This window comes from Sagittula sp. MA-2 (genome assembly GCF_030126985.1).
Taxonomy (GTDB): Bacteria; Pseudomonadota; Alphaproteobacteria; order Rhodobacterales; family Rhodobacteraceae; genus Sagittula.
In genome coordinates, this window is record NZ_CP126145.1 from 2,780,602 (window position 1) to 2,798,238 (window position 17,637).

At 63.9% G+C, this 17,637-nt stretch carries 17 protein-coding genes and 1 pseudogene; 4 read left to right on the forward strand and 14 right to left on the reverse strand.

Annotated features, from left to right (window positions below):
* Positions 1–47: 47 nt before the first annotated feature.
* The gene (locus tag QNI11_RS13525; protein WP_283980524.1) at positions 48–947 is read left to right on the forward strand and encodes a LysR family transcriptional regulator; all 900 of its coding nucleotides are present in this window, start codon (positions 48–50) and stop codon (positions 945–947) included.
* Positions 948–1,241: 294 nt separating this feature from the next.
* On the opposite strand, the gene QNI11_RS13530 is transcribed toward QNI11_RS13525, so the two are convergent.
* The 3 genes from QNI11_RS13530 to QNI11_RS13540 form a co-directional block, all read right to left on the reverse strand.
* Positions 1,242–1,556: an Atu4866 domain-containing protein gene (locus QNI11_RS13530; protein ID WP_283980525.1), complete on the reverse strand. Its 315-nt coding sequence runs from the start codon at positions 1,554–1,556 to the stop codon at positions 1,242–1,244.
* A gap of 63 nt (positions 1,557–1,619) precedes the next feature.
* On the reverse strand, positions 1,620–2,126 hold the full coding sequence (locus tag QNI11_RS13535) for a nuclear transport factor 2 family protein (RefSeq protein WP_283980526.1): 507 nt from the start codon (positions 2,124–2,126) through the stop codon (positions 1,620–1,622).
* A gap of 48 nt (positions 2,127–2,174) precedes the next feature.
* Entirely contained in the window at positions 2,175–2,897 is a 723-nt protein-coding gene (locus QNI11_RS13540) for an SDR family oxidoreductase (RefSeq protein ID WP_283980527.1), read from the reverse strand.
* 115 nt (positions 2,898–3,012) lie between these two features.
* Here QNI11_RS13540 and QNI11_RS13545 point away from each other — a divergent pair, with 115 nt between their 5' ends.
* Positions 3,013–3,942, forward strand: a complete 930-nt coding sequence (locus QNI11_RS13545; protein WP_283980528.1) for a LysR family transcriptional regulator — start codon at positions 3,013–3,015, stop codon at positions 3,940–3,942.
* A gap of 59 nt (positions 3,943–4,001) precedes the next feature.
* On the opposite strand, the gene QNI11_RS13550 is transcribed toward QNI11_RS13545, so the two are convergent.
* Positions 4,002–4,919 (reverse strand): LysR family transcriptional regulator, encoded by a 918-nt coding sequence (locus QNI11_RS13550; RefSeq protein ID WP_283980529.1) that lies wholly within the window; start codon positions 4,917–4,919, stop codon positions 4,002–4,004.
* Positions 4,920–5,042: 123 nt separating this feature from the next.
* On the opposite strand from QNI11_RS13550, the gene QNI11_RS13555 reads away from it, so the two are divergent.
* Entirely contained in the window at positions 5,043–6,029 is a 987-nt protein-coding gene (locus tag QNI11_RS13555; RefSeq protein WP_283980530.1) for an MBL fold metallo-hydrolase, read from the forward strand.
* A gap of 107 nt (positions 6,030–6,136) precedes the next feature.
* On the opposite strand, the gene QNI11_RS13560 is transcribed toward QNI11_RS13555, so the two are convergent.
* Positions 6,137–6,502, reverse strand: a complete 366-nt coding sequence (locus QNI11_RS13560) for a DUF1330 domain-containing protein (RefSeq protein ID WP_283980531.1) — start codon at positions 6,500–6,502, stop codon at positions 6,137–6,139.
* A 142-nt stretch (positions 6,503–6,644) separates the two neighbouring features.
* A pseudogene (locus QNI11_RS13565) lies at positions 6,645–7,505 on the reverse strand (SDR family oxidoreductase).
* A gap of 216 nt (positions 7,506–7,721) precedes the next feature.
* Between QNI11_RS13565 and QNI11_RS13570 the strand changes: the two are divergent.
* The gene (locus QNI11_RS13570) at positions 7,722–8,393 is read left to right on the forward strand and encodes an ABC transporter ATP-binding protein (RefSeq protein WP_283980532.1); all 672 of its coding nucleotides are present in this window, start codon (positions 7,722–7,724) and stop codon (positions 8,391–8,393) included.
* 334 nt (positions 8,394–8,727) lie between these two features.
* On the opposite strand, the gene QNI11_RS13575 is transcribed toward QNI11_RS13570, so the two are convergent.
* From QNI11_RS13575 to QNI11_RS13610, 8 genes are all read right to left on the reverse strand, one after another.
* Positions 8,728–9,852 carry an acetate/propionate family kinase gene (locus QNI11_RS13575; protein WP_283980533.1) on the reverse strand — a complete coding sequence of 375 codons (1,125 nt, stop codon included), beginning with the start codon at positions 9,850–9,852 and terminating at the stop codon, positions 8,728–8,730.
* 144 nt (positions 9,853–9,996) lie between these two features.
* The gene (locus QNI11_RS13580; RefSeq protein WP_283980535.1) at positions 9,997–11,466 is read right to left on the reverse strand and encodes a mannitol dehydrogenase family protein; all 1,470 of its coding nucleotides are present in this window, start codon (positions 11,464–11,466) and stop codon (positions 9,997–9,999) included.
* Between the two features lie 67 nt (positions 11,467–11,533).
* Complete coding sequence (locus QNI11_RS13585) at positions 11,534–12,307, reverse strand: L-iditol 2-dehydrogenase (RefSeq protein WP_283980536.1); 774 nt, start codon at positions 12,305–12,307, stop codon at positions 11,534–11,536.
* Positions 12,304–13,308, reverse strand: coding sequence for an ABC transporter ATP-binding protein (locus tag QNI11_RS13590; protein ID WP_283980537.1), 1,005 nt, complete (start codon positions 13,306–13,308; stop codon positions 12,304–12,306). The genes QNI11_RS13585 and QNI11_RS13590 overlap by 4 nt, the downstream gene beginning before the upstream one ends.
* A gap of 19 nt (positions 13,309–13,327) precedes the next feature.
* Complete coding sequence (locus tag QNI11_RS13595; RefSeq protein ID WP_100930061.1) at positions 13,328–14,158, reverse strand: carbohydrate ABC transporter permease; 831 nt, start codon at positions 14,156–14,158, stop codon at positions 13,328–13,330.
* A gap of 13 nt (positions 14,159–14,171) precedes the next feature.
* The gene (locus tag QNI11_RS13600) at positions 14,172–15,038 is read right to left on the reverse strand and encodes a carbohydrate ABC transporter permease (protein WP_100930060.1); all 867 of its coding nucleotides are present in this window, start codon (positions 15,036–15,038) and stop codon (positions 14,172–14,174) included.
* Between the two features lie 120 nt (positions 15,039–15,158).
* Entirely contained in the window at positions 15,159–16,460 is a 1,302-nt protein-coding gene (locus tag QNI11_RS13605; RefSeq protein ID WP_100930059.1) for a sugar ABC transporter substrate-binding protein, read from the reverse strand.
* Positions 16,461–16,577: 117 nt separating this feature from the next.
* Complete coding sequence (locus QNI11_RS13610; RefSeq protein ID WP_100930058.1) at positions 16,578–17,609, reverse strand: LacI family DNA-binding transcriptional regulator; 1,032 nt, start codon at positions 17,607–17,609, stop codon at positions 16,578–16,580.
* Between the last annotated feature and the right edge of the window lie 28 nt (positions 17,610–17,637).

Below are 17,637 nucleotides of genomic sequence, written 5' to 3' on the forward strand. Positions count from 1 at the left end.
TGAATAATATGTTCCATTTTGGACGTAGAATTCGATAAGGACGAACAATGGATCGGTTCGACGAAATGCGCGTGTTCATCCGCGTGGCCGAGACGCGAAGCTTCCGCCGTGCGGCCGAAAGCCTCGGCCTGCCCCGCTCGACGGTCACGGAAGTGATCAAGCGGATGGAGTCACGGCTTGGGGTGCGGCTGCTCGACCGGACAACCCGCGTGGTTGCCCCGACGCTCGACGGTGAGGCTTGGCAGCGGCGCTGCGTGTCCATCGTTTCGGAGGTCGAGGATGCAGAGTCCGCCTTCTCAAATGGAGCCGTCCGCGGGCGGCTCAGGGTCGATGTGCATGGCACCCTGGCCCGGCATTTCCTGCTGCCGGGCCTGCCGGATTTCTTAGCAGAGAACCCCGAGCTTGCGCTCGTGCTGTCCGAGGGGGACCGGCTGGTCGACCTGATCCGGGAGGGCGTCGACTGCGTGATCCGAGTGGGAGAGCCAGCGGACAGCGAACTCATCTTGCGCCGTCTGGGAACACTTCCTGAAGCAGTCGCCGCCGCGCCCGCCTACTTGGACCGCCACGGCATTCCCGAAACCCCAGACGATCTTGAGGGGCACAAGGTTGTGGCGTTTCTTTCCTCGAAGACGGGTGTAACAATGGACCTTGCCTTCACCCTGAACGGCCGGGAAGTGACGCGACCGTTGCCGGCCGCACTGATCACGACCGGGGCCGAGACGATGGTTGAAGCCGCCCGCCTTGGCCTCGGCCTGATCCAGGTTCCGCGCTACCACCTCGCCGCCGACATCGCCGCCGGCCGGCTGGTCGAGGTCTTGTCCGCCTATACGCCGCCACCCACACCGATAATCGCACTCTACCCTCGGGACCGGCAGCTCACTCCACGCCTGCGCATTTTCCTAGATTGGCTTGCGAAACGATCCTTTGTCTCGGAGGGCCTCGCCTGATGCTCAGGCCTGAGCGCAGCTTCGCGTAGGTTTTGCTGGTCGAAATAATGGAGACGTGGATCGGCAGCTCGTTTTTCCAGAGAAATCTAGATAATGGATAAGCATGGCAGAACGATGAGCAAGACATCCGCCGGACTTGAGCAAGCCACTGCCTGTGGCGGCTTCGCAAAGCCTTCCATCGTGAACTTCCGCCATGCCGCCGGCGTGAGCCTGCGCACGCTTTACAAATACACGCCCTCCCGGACCGGCATGGTTTTGGCCCGGCCCGGCCGCAGCGTCGTCCTTCGGGCCCTGTTACTGTCGCCGGAGGATCATTCCGCCGTGATGCAGCGTGTCCTCATCGACAAAGGTACCATCGGCCGTGAAGCCGGTGTCATCCCAGTATTGGATGTAGTTCCCGTTCACTTCGTAGCGCCCTTGGTAGGCGCTCTCGCGGGTCCCGCGCGCCTCGTCGTAGCGACCATTCGGCAGGAGTTCATGGCGAACCCTGCCGTCATCGGTGTGCCACATGCCGACATAGGGGTGATCTGCCCCAGCGCTGTCAGCGGCTGCAACGGACGGTTGCCCCACAAGGGCCAGGGCAACGGCGGAGGCAAGTTTTTTCTGCATGGTGGTCTCTTTCAAACAGGGTGTGGAAAACGGCTCGGTCTTGAAATGCGCCGCACTCTCCGGTCAGTCCGTGACCGGCTCGTTGTTCTCGACGACCTCCTGATAGGCCGCGAGATCGAGGAAGACCTCGGCTTCCACGAAACGCTCGTCTTCGAGCCGGAAAATCCAGACGAACTGGTTTTCACAGGTCGCACCGGAGGTGGTGGTTGCTGACCCGTCGAAGCGGACGATCGCCGTGTCCTCCACCGCCCAGATGGCGTGGACGTCGGGCACGACCGGCGAGGACAGGCGGCTGACTAGAGACAAGGAAGCATCTTCCAGAAAGCTGTCGCGGCCTTCACAGGTGCCCGCCAGAGAGCCGGAGCCATTAATGGTCCAACGCACGTCCGGCGCAAGCAGCGGGTCGAAAACGCTGCCGCCCGCCGCCCAGCTGTCGAAGACCTGGCGCACGAGGGCCGCGTTTCGTCCGGACGTGTCCGATTGCTCAGCCAGGGCCGGTACGGCCGTGGCGGCGCAGGCGCCGGCTACCAGCATGGATCGAAAGACACTACTGCGGATGGATCGTCTCAAAGTGCCTCTCCTTCTTGAGGGTGAGGGGTTTTGAAAGGACTTCGCAGCTCATCCCTGCTGCCCCTGCGGGCGCACGGTGATCTCGTTTACGCCCACATTTTCAGGGCTTTCGATGACATGGCGCACCAGTCTTCCGATATCCGTGGGCTGAAGGGCGATCGCGCGATATTCATCCATGAAGGCCATCGTCTCTTCATGCGTGATCGTCTGCGCCAGTTCGCTTTCGACGACACCCGGATTCACGCAGGTCACCCGGATATGAGGGCTCTCCTGCCGCAACCCGTCCGAGATCGCACGGACAGCGAATTTCGTTCCGCAATAGACGGCCGCCGTCGGTACCGCATTCAGCGCGCCGATGGAGGCAATGTTGATGATCTGGCCGGCGTTCTGACGGTCCATAACCGGAAGCACAGCGCCGATGCCCCAGAGCACGCCCTTGATGTTCACGTCCACCATGCGCTCCCACTCGTCCTGCTTGCCCGCGGACATCGGCGACAGCGGCATGATGCCGGCGTTGTTCACCAGCACGTCGATGCGGCCCCAGAGTTCGAGGGCGCTGGCGGCGAAGGCGGCCATCTCCTCGCGGCTTGTGACGTCGAGGGTGCGGTATTCGGCGGTGCCGCCGTTGGCATTGATGTCCTCAGCAATCGCGGCAAGCCGGTCCGTGCGCCGCGCACCAAGCAACAGCTTTGCACCTGCCGCGCCCAATGCCCGTGCGATACCTTCTCCGATGCCGCTCGAGGCGCCGGTAATGAGAATGACCTCGTCCATGTGAAACTCCTTCGTTTCGCTTTATCCTGCCTTTGAGGACAAGGTGGCGGCGCTTCGCTGTCGCTTGTAGGGCCTTTCGACTTGATGCTATGGTTAGTCAAACTGGACAATCAGCATGGACCTCAACCTCCTCCCGCTTTTGATCGCCGTCGCAGAAGAGCGGAATTTCCGCGCTGCGGCCGACCGGATGGGGGTCACGCGCTCTGCCGTGAGCCAGTCCATCCGGCGGCTTGAAGACCAGCTGGGAACCGCGCTCGTCCTGCGCACCACCCGCTCGGTCCACCTGACCGAGGCGGGTGCGGCTCTTGTTGCTGCGCTGCAGGCGCCGCTAACCGAAATCGGCGGGGCGCTTGATACCGCCGTGGCACAGGACATACCGCGCGGACATCTCAAGCTGACGGCCACCTCGATTGCCGAGCCATTCCTCTCGGGCCCGCTCCTGGCAGATTTCGTACGGAGCCACCCGGACGTGACGGTGGATGTGATGGTGACGGACGAGGAATTCGACATCGTCGCTCATGGCTTCGATGCCGGCGTCCGACTTGGCGAGGTTATCGAGAAGGACATGATCGCGGTGCCGGTTGGTGGAGACCAGCAGGAGCGCGCCGCAGCGTCCCCGGCATATCTGGCCGCGCATGGCATCCCGGCTCATCCGCGCGAGCTGGTCGATCACCTCTGCATCGGCTGGCGCCGCGCGCCGGAGCTTGCCCCACACCGCTGGGAATTCGTCGAGAACAATCAGCCGTTCGACGTGGCAGTGAATCCCGGATTCACCACGAACGACCTGCGCCTCATGATCCGGATGGCCCTTGCAGGCGCGGGGATCACCTTTGCCCCGGAGGAATGCTTGAAGGAGCATTTCGACACCGGTTCTCTCGTTCCGTTGCTGGACGCATTCCTTCCCGCCTTTCCTGGTTTCTTTCTCTACTTTCCGCAGCGGCGCAACATGCCCCCCAAACTGCGGGCGTTGGTGGGTCATCTCCGGCGCTTCAGAGCTCTGCGCAACGACATCGCCCAGTCGGCCCGAGGCGCGCCCGTATCTTGACGTACAACAGACCGGTTCATCTCAGTCGGGGATGGTCGTGAGGTTGTGCGAGGGCCTGGTCATGGATCCGTGCGCGCGGCCGTTGGCCGGTTGGAGCGTCGGACGAAACCAAGGAAGGCCTGCATCGCCGCGCTGCTGTGTCGACGGTTGGGATAGTATAGATACCAACTCGGCAGGCGTGGGCTCCAGTCCGCGAGAACCTCGACCAGCCGCCCCTCGTCGATGGCCGCCCGAGCATAATCCTCGAAGACATGGGCGATCCCCTGCCCGGCCAGTGCCGCCTGAAGCTCCTGATGCGCGGAATTGAGCGTCAGCCGCCCCTGGGGTTCGATCTCCACCACCTTGCCGCCCTTCTCGAAATGCCACTCGGCAATGGTCCCTCCGGGATAACGGCGCCGGATGCAGCTGTGCCCCACAAGGTCGGCCGGCGCGCGGGGCCTTCCGTTCCCGGCGAGATACTCCGGCGTGGCCACAATCGCATAGCGCAGCGGCTGCCCCAGCGGCACAGCGATCATGTCTTGCGCCAGATGTTCGCCGAACCGCACCCCGGCGTCATAGCCCTGTGCCACGATATCGACGATGGCCGCGTCGCTGACGAATTCGACATTCACATCCGGATACTCGGCCATGAAGGCGAAGGCCAGCGGGCAGAGCACATGGTCCACTGCGGGGGCTGGTGCGTTGATGCGCAGCGTCCCTGACGGACGGTCGCGCAGCTGGTCTATTTCGGCCAGCGCGAGGCGGATGTCGGCCAGGGCGGGGTCAAGACGGGCGAGCAGTCGCGTTCCCGCCTCCGTCGGCGCCACGCTGCGCGTCGTCCGGTTCAGGAGGCGCAGTCCGACGGCCTGCTCCAACGTCGCCACGGTCTGGCTGACGACCGAAGAGGCCACGCCACGTTCGCGCGCTGCAGCGCGAAACCCGCCCGCGCGCACCACGAGGGCGAAGGTTTCGAGGTGATCCAGACGAACAGGTGGCATTGATCTCTTTTTCCGAACAGCTTGCTCGACTCTGTCCGGGTTATACCAGCGGCGCCTCGATGTCATCTCACCACAAGTGCTGACTAACCGTGCTTCTGACCGCAGAAACAAGAAAGGAACACCATGCTCAGGATAAACCGTCGCAGGATCATGCTTACAGCCGCTGCCGGCGCCTCCGGCGCACTGCTTCTCCCCGGCGCCGCGCCCCTCGCCCGCGCAGAGACCGGCGCGATGCAGAGGGATTGGAACAGCGGCATTTACCACTTCCGCGTCGGTGACATCGCAGCCACGATCGTCTCGGACGGTAACATCGGCGGGCCGCCGACAGTGTATGCCGGCGACGCGCCCGAAGCCGAGTTGGAAGAAGTCCTGCGTCGGACCTTTCTGCCGACGGATCGCATGACACTGAACCTAAACACGCTGCTGCTCGAGATCGACGGGCGTCGTGTCCTGCTCGAAGCCGGAGCCGGCCCGACGATGGGACCTGAAGGAGGCCGCCTTTTCCGACACCTAGAGGCGCTGGGGCTGACCGCAGAAGACATCGACGTCATCGTGATCTCGCACACCCACCCCGACCATGTCGGCAACCTGCGCACGCCGGACGGATCCCGTGCCTTCGCGCGCGCCACGGTGATGGTGCCACAGCCCGACTGGGCCTTCTTCGTCGAATCCGAGCCCGATCTCTCCTACATGCCAGTGCCGCAAGATTTTCGCGACCGCTTTGGCGCAAACATCAAGGCCAGCGTCGAGCCCTATGCTCAGGACATTGAACTCTACCTAGCTGGGGCCGAAGTGCTGCCGGGCCTTTCGACCGTTCCTGCTGAGGGGCACACGCCGGGCATGGCCGCATTCCTAGTCCATTCCGGCGATGACCAGCTGCTGCTGACAGCCGATCTCGCCTATCACCCTGTGGTCAATATCAACGAGCCGTGGCGTCCCGGCCCGGATCGGGACAAGGAAACCGCCGCTGCCTCGCGCCAGCGGATCTTCGACCGCGCGGCCGCCGAGCGGACGCTGGTGCTGGGTTTCCACTTCCCCTTCCCCGGCCTCGGGCACATCCTGCGCACCGACACGGGTTACGCCTGGGTCCCTGCCAACTGGCAATTCTGAGACGGTCCCGGTAGGAGGGGCCGTTTCGCCCCCCTGCCGGGAATGCCGCCCGACGCTTTGGAACTTCATGTCCCGACGCCTTGCTCGTCGCGACGGCTGGCCTTGTCTCAGTCCTGCCCTCGCATCGGCTGAAGAACGGCCTCGGCAAGCGACGCCTCTCTCAGAGGGCCGGCCTTGTCCCGGTAATCGCTGTCCTGAACCATGTCCGCGAAGGCAGCTCGACTGGGGTAGCGCACCAGAGCCACTGCGTCCCAGGCTTGACCGCTTTCTGCGGAGAGGGCCGGCAGCCCCTGTCCGACATAGTCGATTTCCGCTCCGTATTTGGCAAGAAGCGGAGCGGCGACCTCAAGATATGCGGCGTATTGCTCTCGCCCTCCGTCGGGTCGGAACCGGAGCAGATTTAGCATGACGACTGGCAGGCCGTCGTCCTCGGTCATGAAACGTGAAAATTCATCTTCGATAAGGGTCAGCATCCTCGGCTTTCCTGTGATTGGTATGTTGAAAACGATCCCTGCAGATCTCGTTATCGGCAGGGTTCCTGCCCAACTGGATGCACCCCGTCGCGACAGCACGTCCCGCTGTTTCTCGCTCGAAGTGCCTCTGGCCCGTCGCGCATCAATTCAGGCCCCCATTTGCATATACGGTTTCTCCATTGACCCAGCCTCCGCCTTCAGAACAGAGCATGGCAATCACGTCGGCAATGTCCTCGGGTTGCCCTAGCCGGCCCAGCGGCGTGGCCTCGGGAATACCTCGGAGGGCTTCTTCGCCGTGTTGGCGCAGCAGTTGGGTGTCCACAGCACCCGGTGCGACCGCATTGACCGTGATGTTTCGGCCAGCAAGCTCCTTTGCCAGAACACGTGCATAGATCTGCAGGTCCGCTTTTGTGCCAGCATAGGCTGCGGCGGCCGGAGGGGTTTGCCGAACGATGCCCGATGACTAGGTTATGATGCGGCCGCCGTCGCGCACATTGCGCGCCGCCTCGCGAAGTGTGTTGAATCCCCCCGTCACGTTGGTGGCGATCATGCGATCGAACGCGGCGTCGGTCATATCCGCAAATGGGCTAACATTCATGATGCCTGCGTTGCCGACAACGACATCGACCCCGCCGAACGCCTCTTCGTTGGCCATGAACAGGGCGCGCATTGCATCCGGGTCGGCCACGTCCGCCTGTCGCCAGATCGCACGCCCGCCTTCGGCTTCGATCTCGGCGACGACCTGCGCGGCTAGATCGGTATTGACAAGGCAGTTGACAGTGATCGCATAGCCGTCTCGGGCAAGCCGTCTGGCCGTGGCCGCGCCGATCCCTCGAGACGATCCGGTTACGATGGCGGCGCGGCCGCTACCGGGTAAACTGGTTTCGGCTGTCGCCGTCTGTGCAGAGGCTGCTCCACCGAGAGAGAGGGCTGCCGGGCCAGCCGCAGTGAGTGCCAGAAAGGCGCGGCGGGACGTGTTGGGGGTGTCGTTCGGTTCGGTCATGCTACAGGCCTCTTGATTTGAGCCCCGCGAGGATTCGGGCCGCGCCGCGGCATTCGGACATGCGGGAGCATGAGCTATCGCGCGACGCAGACATCCTCCGGGGAAGGGTCACATTCAGGGGCGAAGCAGAGGCCGTGTCCCGGTCTGAAGGAACAGCCACGGGTTGCCCTGATCCGTTCCGGGGCATGGCCCTCGCTTCGAGCTTCAACCTAGTCAGTGGCGCCTGCGACTGAATGCTCAAAGCTCGGTAAAACTTGCCTATTCCTGCATTCAGGAATTGCCCGGCTCGGTGCAGCGCAGGATCATCGCATCCCACCCGCTCATGGCCACGTCGGCCACATACTCCGGCTCGATGGCGCAGATATCGCAGGGATGTCTCGCAGGGAATTGCGGCGTGCCATGGCGATGGTGTTGCAGGACACATGGCTTTTCACCGGCACGGTCCATGACAATATTGCCTACGGGCGCACAAATGTCAGCCGAGAGCAGGTCATCGCGGCCGCCAAACGCTGTCATGTGGATGACTTCGTACGCACGCTTTCGGACGGCTATGACACGGTTCTCGAGAATGGCGGCGGCGGTCTGTCACAGGGGCAGCGTCAGCTCATGACGATTGCGCGGGCTTTTCTGCTCGATGCCCCGATCCTCATCCTCGACGAAGCCACAAGCTCGGTCGATACCCGGACGGAAATGCAAATCCAAAAGGCCATGGCAGAGTTGCGCCAGGGCCGGACAAGCTTTGTCATCGCACATCGTCTGTCGACCATCCGCGATGCGGATATGATCGTCTATATGGAAAACGGAAATGTGCGCGAAACCGGCACGCATGACCAGCTCATGGAATTGAAAGGCGGGTATTGGCAACTGCAAAATGGGGCGCATACTTGAGCTCAATAGCGATCAAATCAGTTTGCGACACCATCTCGTGAGCACGATGGAAGTGCGGAAGCTCTAGGTGTTCAGTCTCGGCATTTGGTGGATCGGGTTTAGGATCAACCCGTCCTATCCATCATCGGTGCGAAAGAGAGGCGTGCGGCCTTTCGGACGTCGGTTCCGACGGTATGGTAGGCCTGAGTGCGCATGACTCCCGAAGTGTTGCTGCGCGATATGGCGGTGTTTGCCCCCGATCCGCGTCGCGGTGCAACCGATTGTTGCCACGCTCGCGAAGAGGGCGCTTTTCAGCCCGTGAAACACGGTGGAGGCAATGCCGGCTTCGTTGGGTTCATCGGCCTTTCGAGACCTGCGCCGCGGCCCGGAGCAGCACGTCCTCCTCCCTTGCCGCGCGCACCATCGTCTCAACACCGCTGCCGTCCCTGCCCGGCAGGAAGGCGAGGCCTTGCATGATCGCTGTGCGGATCGGGGCCGCGTTCTCGCCTATGCCACCGCTGAAGACCAGAACGTCGAGGCCGCCCATGGCCCCCGCCGCACGGCAGACCTCTCCGACCACGCGGGCGACGAAATGCGATACGGCCTCCGCGGCCTCCGGCCGGTCCGAGGCGGTCAGGTCGCGCATGTCGCCCGACAGGCCAGAAAGCCCCAGCAGGCCGGAGCGGTAATATAGCTGCGTCTCGATCTCTTCCGCCGAATGGCCGGTGCGCAGGAGGTGCAGGATCACGCCGGGGTCCAGCGCGCCGCAGCGGGTGCCCATGGTCAGCCCGTCGAGCACGGAAAAGCCCATGCTTGTGGCCTTTGACCGCCCGTTCTCGACCGCGGTGACGGAGCAGCCATTGCCCAGGTGCGCGATGGCGAGGCGCGTGGTGTCCAGGGGGAAGCCCTCTGCTCGGAGCGCCGTGCAGATCGATTGGCACGCCAGCCCGTGAAATCCGTAGCGGCGGATGCCCTCGTCATAGTAGGGGCGCGGCAGGGCGTAGGCGTCGTGTTCGAAGGGCTTTCCCGCATGGAAGGCCGTGTCGAAGCAGGCGACGTGGCGGGCGTCGGGGAACAGGTCCTGCGCCGCCCGGATCGCGCCGATCCCGTGTGGCTGGTGGAGCGGCGCGAGGGGGACGATGTCCTCAAGCGCCGCCAGCACCTCCGGCGTGACCGGCTCCGGCGCGGTGAACCTGTGCCCGCCGTGCACGATCCGGTGACCGACGCCGGTCATCCGCAGGTCCGGGCGATCCGTCTGCAGGATGGCCAGAAGGCGCTGGAGGGCATCGGCATGGGTGGCGCCGGGGACGGACTGCTCCTGCCTGCTGCCGTCGTGGCTGTGGAGCGTAATCATCGCTTTTTCGGTGCTGAGACGCTCCGCCGCGCCCCAGAGCAGCGACGCCCCGGGCGCAGAGGCCGGGGCCACCGAGAACTTCACCGACGAAGAGCCGGTGTTCAGGGCAAGGACGGCGTCGGTCATGGTCTCCCCCAGTCTGCGCCCGGCCTGACGGCGGCACCGATTGTCATCGGCGCCGCACAGGGGCGCGTCGCGTCAGGAGGGTATTGCGCAAAGCGCGCGCCATGCCAACCGCCGGAGGACATCGGCGGCGCGCCACGGACCGGCCTAGGCCAGGTAGGTCTTCAACGTGGCCACCACCCCGCCCGACCAGAGCATGCGCAGCCACTTGTCGAAGGCCGCAGTGAACCGTGGATCGTCCGCGAGCGCGCCGTAGAAATGGCGCTGCGCGAGCCAGGCGGAGGGGTCATCCTTCGCGGCCGTTGCCGCCGCCTTGAGGTCGTCCCAGACGGGATCGTTCGCGATGATCTCCGACCCGTCCTCCCGCGTGCCTGCGCACATCCGTGCCCAAAGCGCCTGCGACAGGGCCAGCCCGTCCAGCGGCGTGTCCTTGGCCACGGCGTCGCGGATCTGCGGCAGCACCGCCCCGGTATGGCGCGAAGAGCCGTCGAAGGCCACGCGCCGCACGGTGTCGGCGATCTTCGGGTTGGAGAAGCGTTCGTCGATCAGGTCGACATAGGCCTCGGGCGTCATGCCCGGGACGGCGTGGATATGCGGCGCCATCTCCTCCAGCGCGATCTTGCGGAAGAGTCCCTTGATCTGTGGATGCTCCATCGTTTCGTGGATGGTCTCGATCCCGAGGATCTCCGCAGGAGCGGCGATGACCTGATGGCCGCCGTTCAGGATGCGCAACTTCATCGCCTCGTAGTCGTGGACGAGGTCGGTGATCGTGGCGCCGACGTTCTCCCATGCCGGACGACCGGCACAGAACTTGTCCTCGATCACCCACTGGCGGAAGTTCTCATGCGTGACCGGCACGGCGTCGTCGACGCCGAAATCCTGCACCAGCGCCAGCTCCTTCGGCCCGGTGGCGGGCACGATGCAGTCGACCATGGAGTTCGGGAAGGCGGAATTCGCCTCGATCCAGTCGGCCAGACCAGCATCCATCAGGCGGGCGAGCGAGACAATGACCATGTGCATGATCTCGCCATTGCCGGGAAGGTTGTCGCAGCTCTGGCAGGTGAAGGCCGGGATATCCGCATCGCGGCGCCGCCGCAGCGCCGCCACCATGGCGCCGAAGGCAGTCCGGGGCGCGTCGGGGTGGGCGACGTCGTGCTGGATGTCCGGATGGGACGGATCGAACTTCTTGGTCGCCGGATCGAGGTAATAGCCGCCTTCGGTGACGGTCAGCGCGACGATACGGATCGCCGGATCGGCCATCTGCGCGATCAGCGCGCCGTTGCCCTCTTCGATGGGCACATAGCCGATCATCGAGCCCACCACCTCGGCGGAGGTGCCCTTAGGGTCGAGCTCGATCAGCGTGGTCAGGTAGTCCTGCGCGGCCATCTTCCGGCGCTGCGCCTCGTCGTAGGGACGGACGCCGGCACCGATGATGCCCCAATCAAGCGCCTCGCCCTGCTGCATCAGACGATGGAGATACCAAGCCTGATGCGCGCGGTGGAAATTGCCCAGTCCGATATGCACGATGCCGGGCGTCACCGCGCTCCGGTCGTAGGTGGGGCGCGCGATGGCCGCAGGCAAATCGGACAGGTTGGCGTCACAAAGTCTGGTCGCCATGGGAACCTCTCAGGGATGGGCGGGAGGCCGCGCCTCCCGACAGGTCAATAAAGGGGCCGCTCTGCGGTCAGCTCATCCACTGGCCGCCGTCGACGTTGTAGGTCTGGGCCACCACGTAATCGGAGTCGCTCGACGCGAGGAAAACGGCCATGGGGGACAGGTCGCCGGGGACGGCATAGCGGCCCGCGGGCACGCTCGCCTCGACCTCGCGGCGCTTCTGGCCGAGCGGCTTGCCCTCCAGCTTGGCGAACATGGAATCGACGTGGACCCAGTGTTCGCCGTCCACCACGCCCGGCGCGATGGCGTTCACGTTGATGCCATGCTTGATCAGGTTCAGTCCGGCGGATTGCGTCATCGAGATCACCGCCGCCTTGGTGGAGCAGTAGACCAGCACGAGGCTTTCGCCCCGCCGCCCGGCCTGCGATGCCATGTTGATGATCTTGCCGCCCTGCCCCTGCGCGATCATCTGCTTTGCCGCCGCCTGCATGGTGAAGAGCGTGCCCGCCACGTTGATCGCATAAAGCCGGTCATAGCTGTCGCGGGTGATGTCCACCGTCTCGGCTGCGTCGAACACGGCAGCGTTGTTGACGAGGATGTCGAGCTTGCCCGCGCGCTCGACCACACCGGCGATGGCGGCGTCGATGCTCTCCTGCCGGGTCACGTCGAGGTGGATGGCATAGGCCCCCTCCCCCAGTTCCGCCGCCGTGGCCTCGGCCGCCGCCATGTCGATGTCACCGATGGCCACGGTGGCGCCCTCGCGCAGGTAGGCTTCGGCAAACCCCTTGCCGATGCCACGCGCCGCTCCGGTGATCAGCGCGGATTTTCCGTCCAGTCTTTTCATGCGATGCGCAGGCCCTTGGCGTCGAAGCGGTGGATCTTGTCGGGTTCAGGGGTCATCCAGACGGTATCGCCATGACGCAGACCGAACTCGCCACCCACGCGCAGGGTGATCGTCTCGGCCAAGCCGCTGTCGTGGATATGCAGGAAGGTGTCGGAGCCAAGGTGCTCAGACACGCCGACAACGCCTTTCCAAGTCCCGGACTCGGTCGAGGCCTGAAGGTGCTCGGGCCGGACGCCGATGGTGTGGGCGTCGTACTTGGCGGCCTCCGGACCGTCGATGAGGTTCATCTTCGGCGAGCCGATGAACCCGGCGACGAAGAGGTTGCGCGGCTCGCGGTATAGCTCGAGCGGAGAGCCCACCTGCTCGATATGGCCCGCGCGCAGCACCACGATCTTGTCGGCCATGGTCATGGCTTCGACCTGGTCGTGGGTCACGTAGATCATCGTGGTGGCCAGCTTCTTGTGAAGCTCGCTGATCTCCATCCGCATCCCTACGCGCAGCGCCGCGTCGAGGTTCGACAGCGGTTCGTCGAAGAGGAAGGCGGCGGGCTCGCGCACGATCGCACGGCCGATGGCCACGCGCTGACGCTGCCCGCCCGACAGTTGCCCCGGACGCCGTTCCAGATAGTCCTTCAGGTTCAGGGCCTTAGCGGCGGCGTCGATGCGCCGCTTCTGTTCATCTTCAGGCACGCCCGCCATCTTCATCGGGAAGGCGATGTTCTTGCGCACCGTCATGTGCGGGTAAAGCGCGTAGGACTGGAACACCATCGCCAGCCGCCGCTTCGCGGGCGGCAGCGATGTGGCGTCCTGCCCGTCGATCTGGATGTGGCCGCCGGTGACGTCCTCCAGCCCGGCGATCAGCCGCAGAAGGGTGGATTTGCCGCAGCCCGAGGGGCCGACGAAGACGACGAACTCACCATCTTCGATGTCCAGGTCGAGCGGCGGGATGACGGTCACATCCCCGAAGGATTTCTTGACCGATTTCAGTTGGATACGTCCCATGTTTCTTCTCCCCCCTCGCTTATTTCACCGCGCCGAACGTCAGGCCGCGGACAAGTTGTTTCTGGCTGAACCAGCCCATGATCAGGATCGGGGCGATGGCCATGACGGACGCCGCCGAGAGTTTCGCGTAGAACAGCCCTTCGGGGCTGGAGTAGCTGGCGATGAAGGCCGTCAGCGGGGCCGCCTTCGCCGCGGTCAGGTTCAGGGTCCAGAACGCCTCGTTCCAGGCGAGGATAAAGTTCAGGAGCAGCGTCGACGCGATCCCCGGCACCGCCATCGGCGTCAGAACGTAAAGGATCTCTTCCCTCAGGCTGGCGCCGTCCATCCGCGCGGCTTCCAGGATCTCGCCCGGGATTTCGCGGAAGTAGGTGTAGAGCATCCAGACGATGATCGGCAGGTTGATGAGCATCATCACGATGACCAGGCCGATACGGGTGTCCAGAAGGCCCATTTTGATGAACAGCAGGTAGATCGGGTAGAGCACGCCGACCGCCGGCAACATCTTGGTGGAGAGCATCCAGAGCAGGATGTCCTTTGTCCGCCGCGAGGGCACGAAGGCCATCGACCACGCGGCAGGCACCGCGATGATGATCCCGAGTATGGTCGACCCGCCCGCGATGATCACCGAGTTCCACAGGAACCGCATGTAGTTGGAGCGTTCCTGCACCACCCCGTAGTTCTCCAGCGTCCAGTCGAAGAAGAGGAAGACCGGCGGATCGGAGATGGCCTGCGCCTCTGTCTTGAAGCTGGTCAGGATGGTCCAGAGGATCGGGAAGAAGATCAGCAGGCCGATCCCCCAGGCGATTGCGGTGTTCAGCGCCTTGCGCTGGCTTGTGACTGCGCGAGCCATGATACGTCCTCCCTCACGCGTCCAGGTTCTTGCCGACGATGCGCATCAGGAAGATGGCGACGATGTTGGCAAGGATGATGGCATAGACACCCCCGGCAGAGCCGAGACCGACGTTCTGGCTTTCCAGCACGCGCTGGAAGATCAGGTAGGTCAGCGTCCGGGTACCGAACGACCCTTGGGTGGTGACGAAGATTTCCGCGAAGATCGACAGCAGGAAGATCGTCTGGATCAGGATCACGATGGTGATCGCCCGGCCAAGGTGCGGCAGGATGATGTAGGTGAACCGGGAGTGCGCGGGCGCGCCGTCCATCTCTGCCGCCTCGAGCTGCTCACTGTCGAGCGACTGGATCGCGGTCAGAAGGATGAGCGTCGCGAAGGGCAGCCACTGCCAGGACACGATCATGATGATCGAGGTCATCGAGGCGTTGGAGAGCCATTCGACCGGCGTCGCTCCGAAGAATTTCCAGAGGTGGGCAAACAGGCCGTTCACCGGGTCCATGAACATGTTCTTCCAGACCAGCGCCGACACGGTCGGCATGACGAAGAACGGCGCGATGACAAGCAGTCGGACAATCCCCTGCCCCCACATCGGCTGGTCGAGGAGCAGCGCCAGGAAGACCCCCAGCACCACGGTGATGACCAGCACGCCGCCGACGATGATCAGAGTGGTGAGGACCGAGGGCCAGAAGGCGCTGGACGTCACGAAACGCACGTAGTTCTCGAAACCGGCCCAGCCAAGATCGCCACCGCGCAGCGGCAGGTACGTCTTGAACGAGAAATACAGCGTCATCAGCAGGGGTACGAGCATCCAGCCCAGAAGCAGCACGACGGCGGGTGCCATCATCAGCCGCGCGGCGGATCGCGAATGTTGCGTTGCCATGTGACGTCCTCCCTCACCGGCGGCACGGCAGCCGCGCGGAACGTTCATGAATGGAATATGTGTTGTAGCAATTGGCCCGGGGACAACCTGCAGCGGTCGCCCCCGGACCGGGAGGAGGCCTTAGTAGCCTGCGGCTTCCATTTCCTCGGCAGTGATCGACTGCGCCTTTTCCAGCGCTTCTTCTGCCGACTGCTGGCCTGCCAGCGCTGCCGAGAATTCCTGTCCGACCTGGGTTGCGATACCGGCGAACTCGGGGATCGCTACGAACTGCACGCCCTGGTACGGAACCGGGTCCACAGTCGGCTCAAGCGGGTCGGCGGAGTTGATGCTCTCCAGGGTCATCTTGGCGAACGGCACCTTCTGGTACTCCGGGTTCTCGTAGAGCGAGGTACGCGCGCCCGGGGGAACGTTGGCCCAGCCTTCGTTTTCGGCCACGAGCTCGATGTAATCCTTCGAGGTCGCCCACTCGATGAACTCCTTGGCTGCGGCTTCCTTGGCGGTGCCTGCCGGGATGCCCAGTGCCCATGCCCAGAGCCAGTTGCCCCGCTTGCCGTTGCCGGCGTCCGGTGCCAGCGCGAAGCCGACCTTGTCCGCCACGGTGGAGTCGTTGGGGTTGGTCACGAAGGAGGCCGCCACGGTGGCGTCGATCCACATGCCGCACTTGCCCTGCTGGAACAGCGCGAGGTTCTCGTTGAAGCCGTTGGTGGACGCGCCCGGAGGACCGTAGTTGTTCATCAGGTCGAGGTAGAAGTTCAGGGTCTGGGACCATGCCTCGCTGTCGAACTGCGGGGTCCAGTCCTCGTCGAACCAGCGCGCGCCGAAGGAGTTGGACATGGCGGTCAGGAAGGCCATGTTCTCGCCCCAGCCGGCCTTGCCGCGCAGGCAGACGCCGTAGATCTCGGCGTCCTTGTCGGTCATCGCCTCGGCCGCTTCCTTCACGAAGTCCCAGGTCGGGGCGTCGGGCATTTCCAGACCGGCCTCTTCCATCAGGTCGGTGCGGTACATGATCATCGACGATTCACCGTAGAACGGTGCCGCGTAGAGCGTGCCGTCGTAGGACAGGCCGTCGCGCATGGCGGGAAGGATGTCGTCGGCGTCATAGCTGTCGCTGAGGTCGTCCAGCGCCACGAGCCAGCCGTTCTTGGCCCAGATCGGCGTCTCGTACATGCCGATGGTCATGATGTCGAACTGGCCGCCCTTGGTGGCGATGTCCTGGGTCACGCGCTGGCGCAGCACGTTTTCCTCGAGGGTGACCCACTCCACTTCATGACCGGTCTTTTCGGTGAAATCGCTCGTCAGACCCTGCATCCGGATCATGTCGCCGTTGTTGACGGTCGCGATGGTCAGCGTCTCGGCCGTGGCCGCGGTGGCGGCAACAGAAACGAGCGCGCTCACTGCGAACAGTGCGCTCTTCAGTTTCATCCAATTTCCTCCCTTGGTCTCTTGGATCGAACTGGCAACAGCTAAGACCAAGTGTCGCACTCCGTCAATCCATTTCTTTACTCCCGTAAATTTCTTTCTTGCCGCAACGCAGAAACTTTACGCAGAGTTTCGCATGACAAGTTTGCCCTCGAACAGGATTTCCCGGCGGATTTCAGTGCGTTCGCCGCCGTCTATCAGCTTGAACAGCAGGTCGACGCTGCGTTCTGCGATTGCGGTGTAGTCCTGGCTGACGGTGGTGAGCGACGGGCAGGTGTAGCGCGAAAACGGGTGATCGTCGTGTCCGGCAATGCGCAACGAGGTGCCGAATCCACGCCCCACGCGCAGGCCCTTCTCGTAGGCGGCCGCCAGCAGCCCGATGGCGAGACGGTCGTTCGAACACAGGATGGTGTCCGAGGGCAGAGCGCGCTCTTCGATCAGCTTCAGCCCGCCTTCGTAGCCGATCCGCTCGAACTCCCAGTCCTCGCCCTCGACCTGCAGAAGGTGCACGGGATGCCCCTCGCGCTCCATCGCTTCGGAGTAGGCCTTGCGCCTCCGGTAGGCGTTCGGGTTGGTCGGGGTGCGCATCTCGAAGAATGCCGGCGAACTCCCGGTACGGCACAGGTAGTCGCAGATCAATGTGGTGGCCTGCAGATTGTCGTGACCCACAAAAGCATCACCCAAACCACTGATATTGCTGTCGAACAGGACGGATGGCACATCCCTGCAAAAGGCCTCCACCGCGTCGCGGTCCGATGCCCGGCCAAGCGGCGCCATCAGCACCCCGGCGGGCTTGATCGACCGGAGGCTGTCGAGATTCTCGATCTCCTGGCTGGTGCTGCCGTGCGACGACAGCAGGATCGGACGGAAGCCCGCCTCGATCACCATGGTCTCGATATTGCGTGCGATCTCCGCAAAGAACGGGTCGGCGAGATAGGGCACCACGATGCCCACGTTCTTCGTCAGTTTCCGGTTCTGGTTGATCGCGAAGATGTTGGGCCGGTAGTCGAATTCCTCGAGCGCATCCTCGATCCTCTGGCGGGTCGATTTGCGCACGCTCGACGGGTCGTGGAAGTACTTCGACAACGTGGGGCGGGAGATGCCGCAGACCGTGGCGAATTGCTCCATGTTCCGAATTCTCTGGTCCGACATTGCTGATCCCCTCGTCCCGTCGCAACCG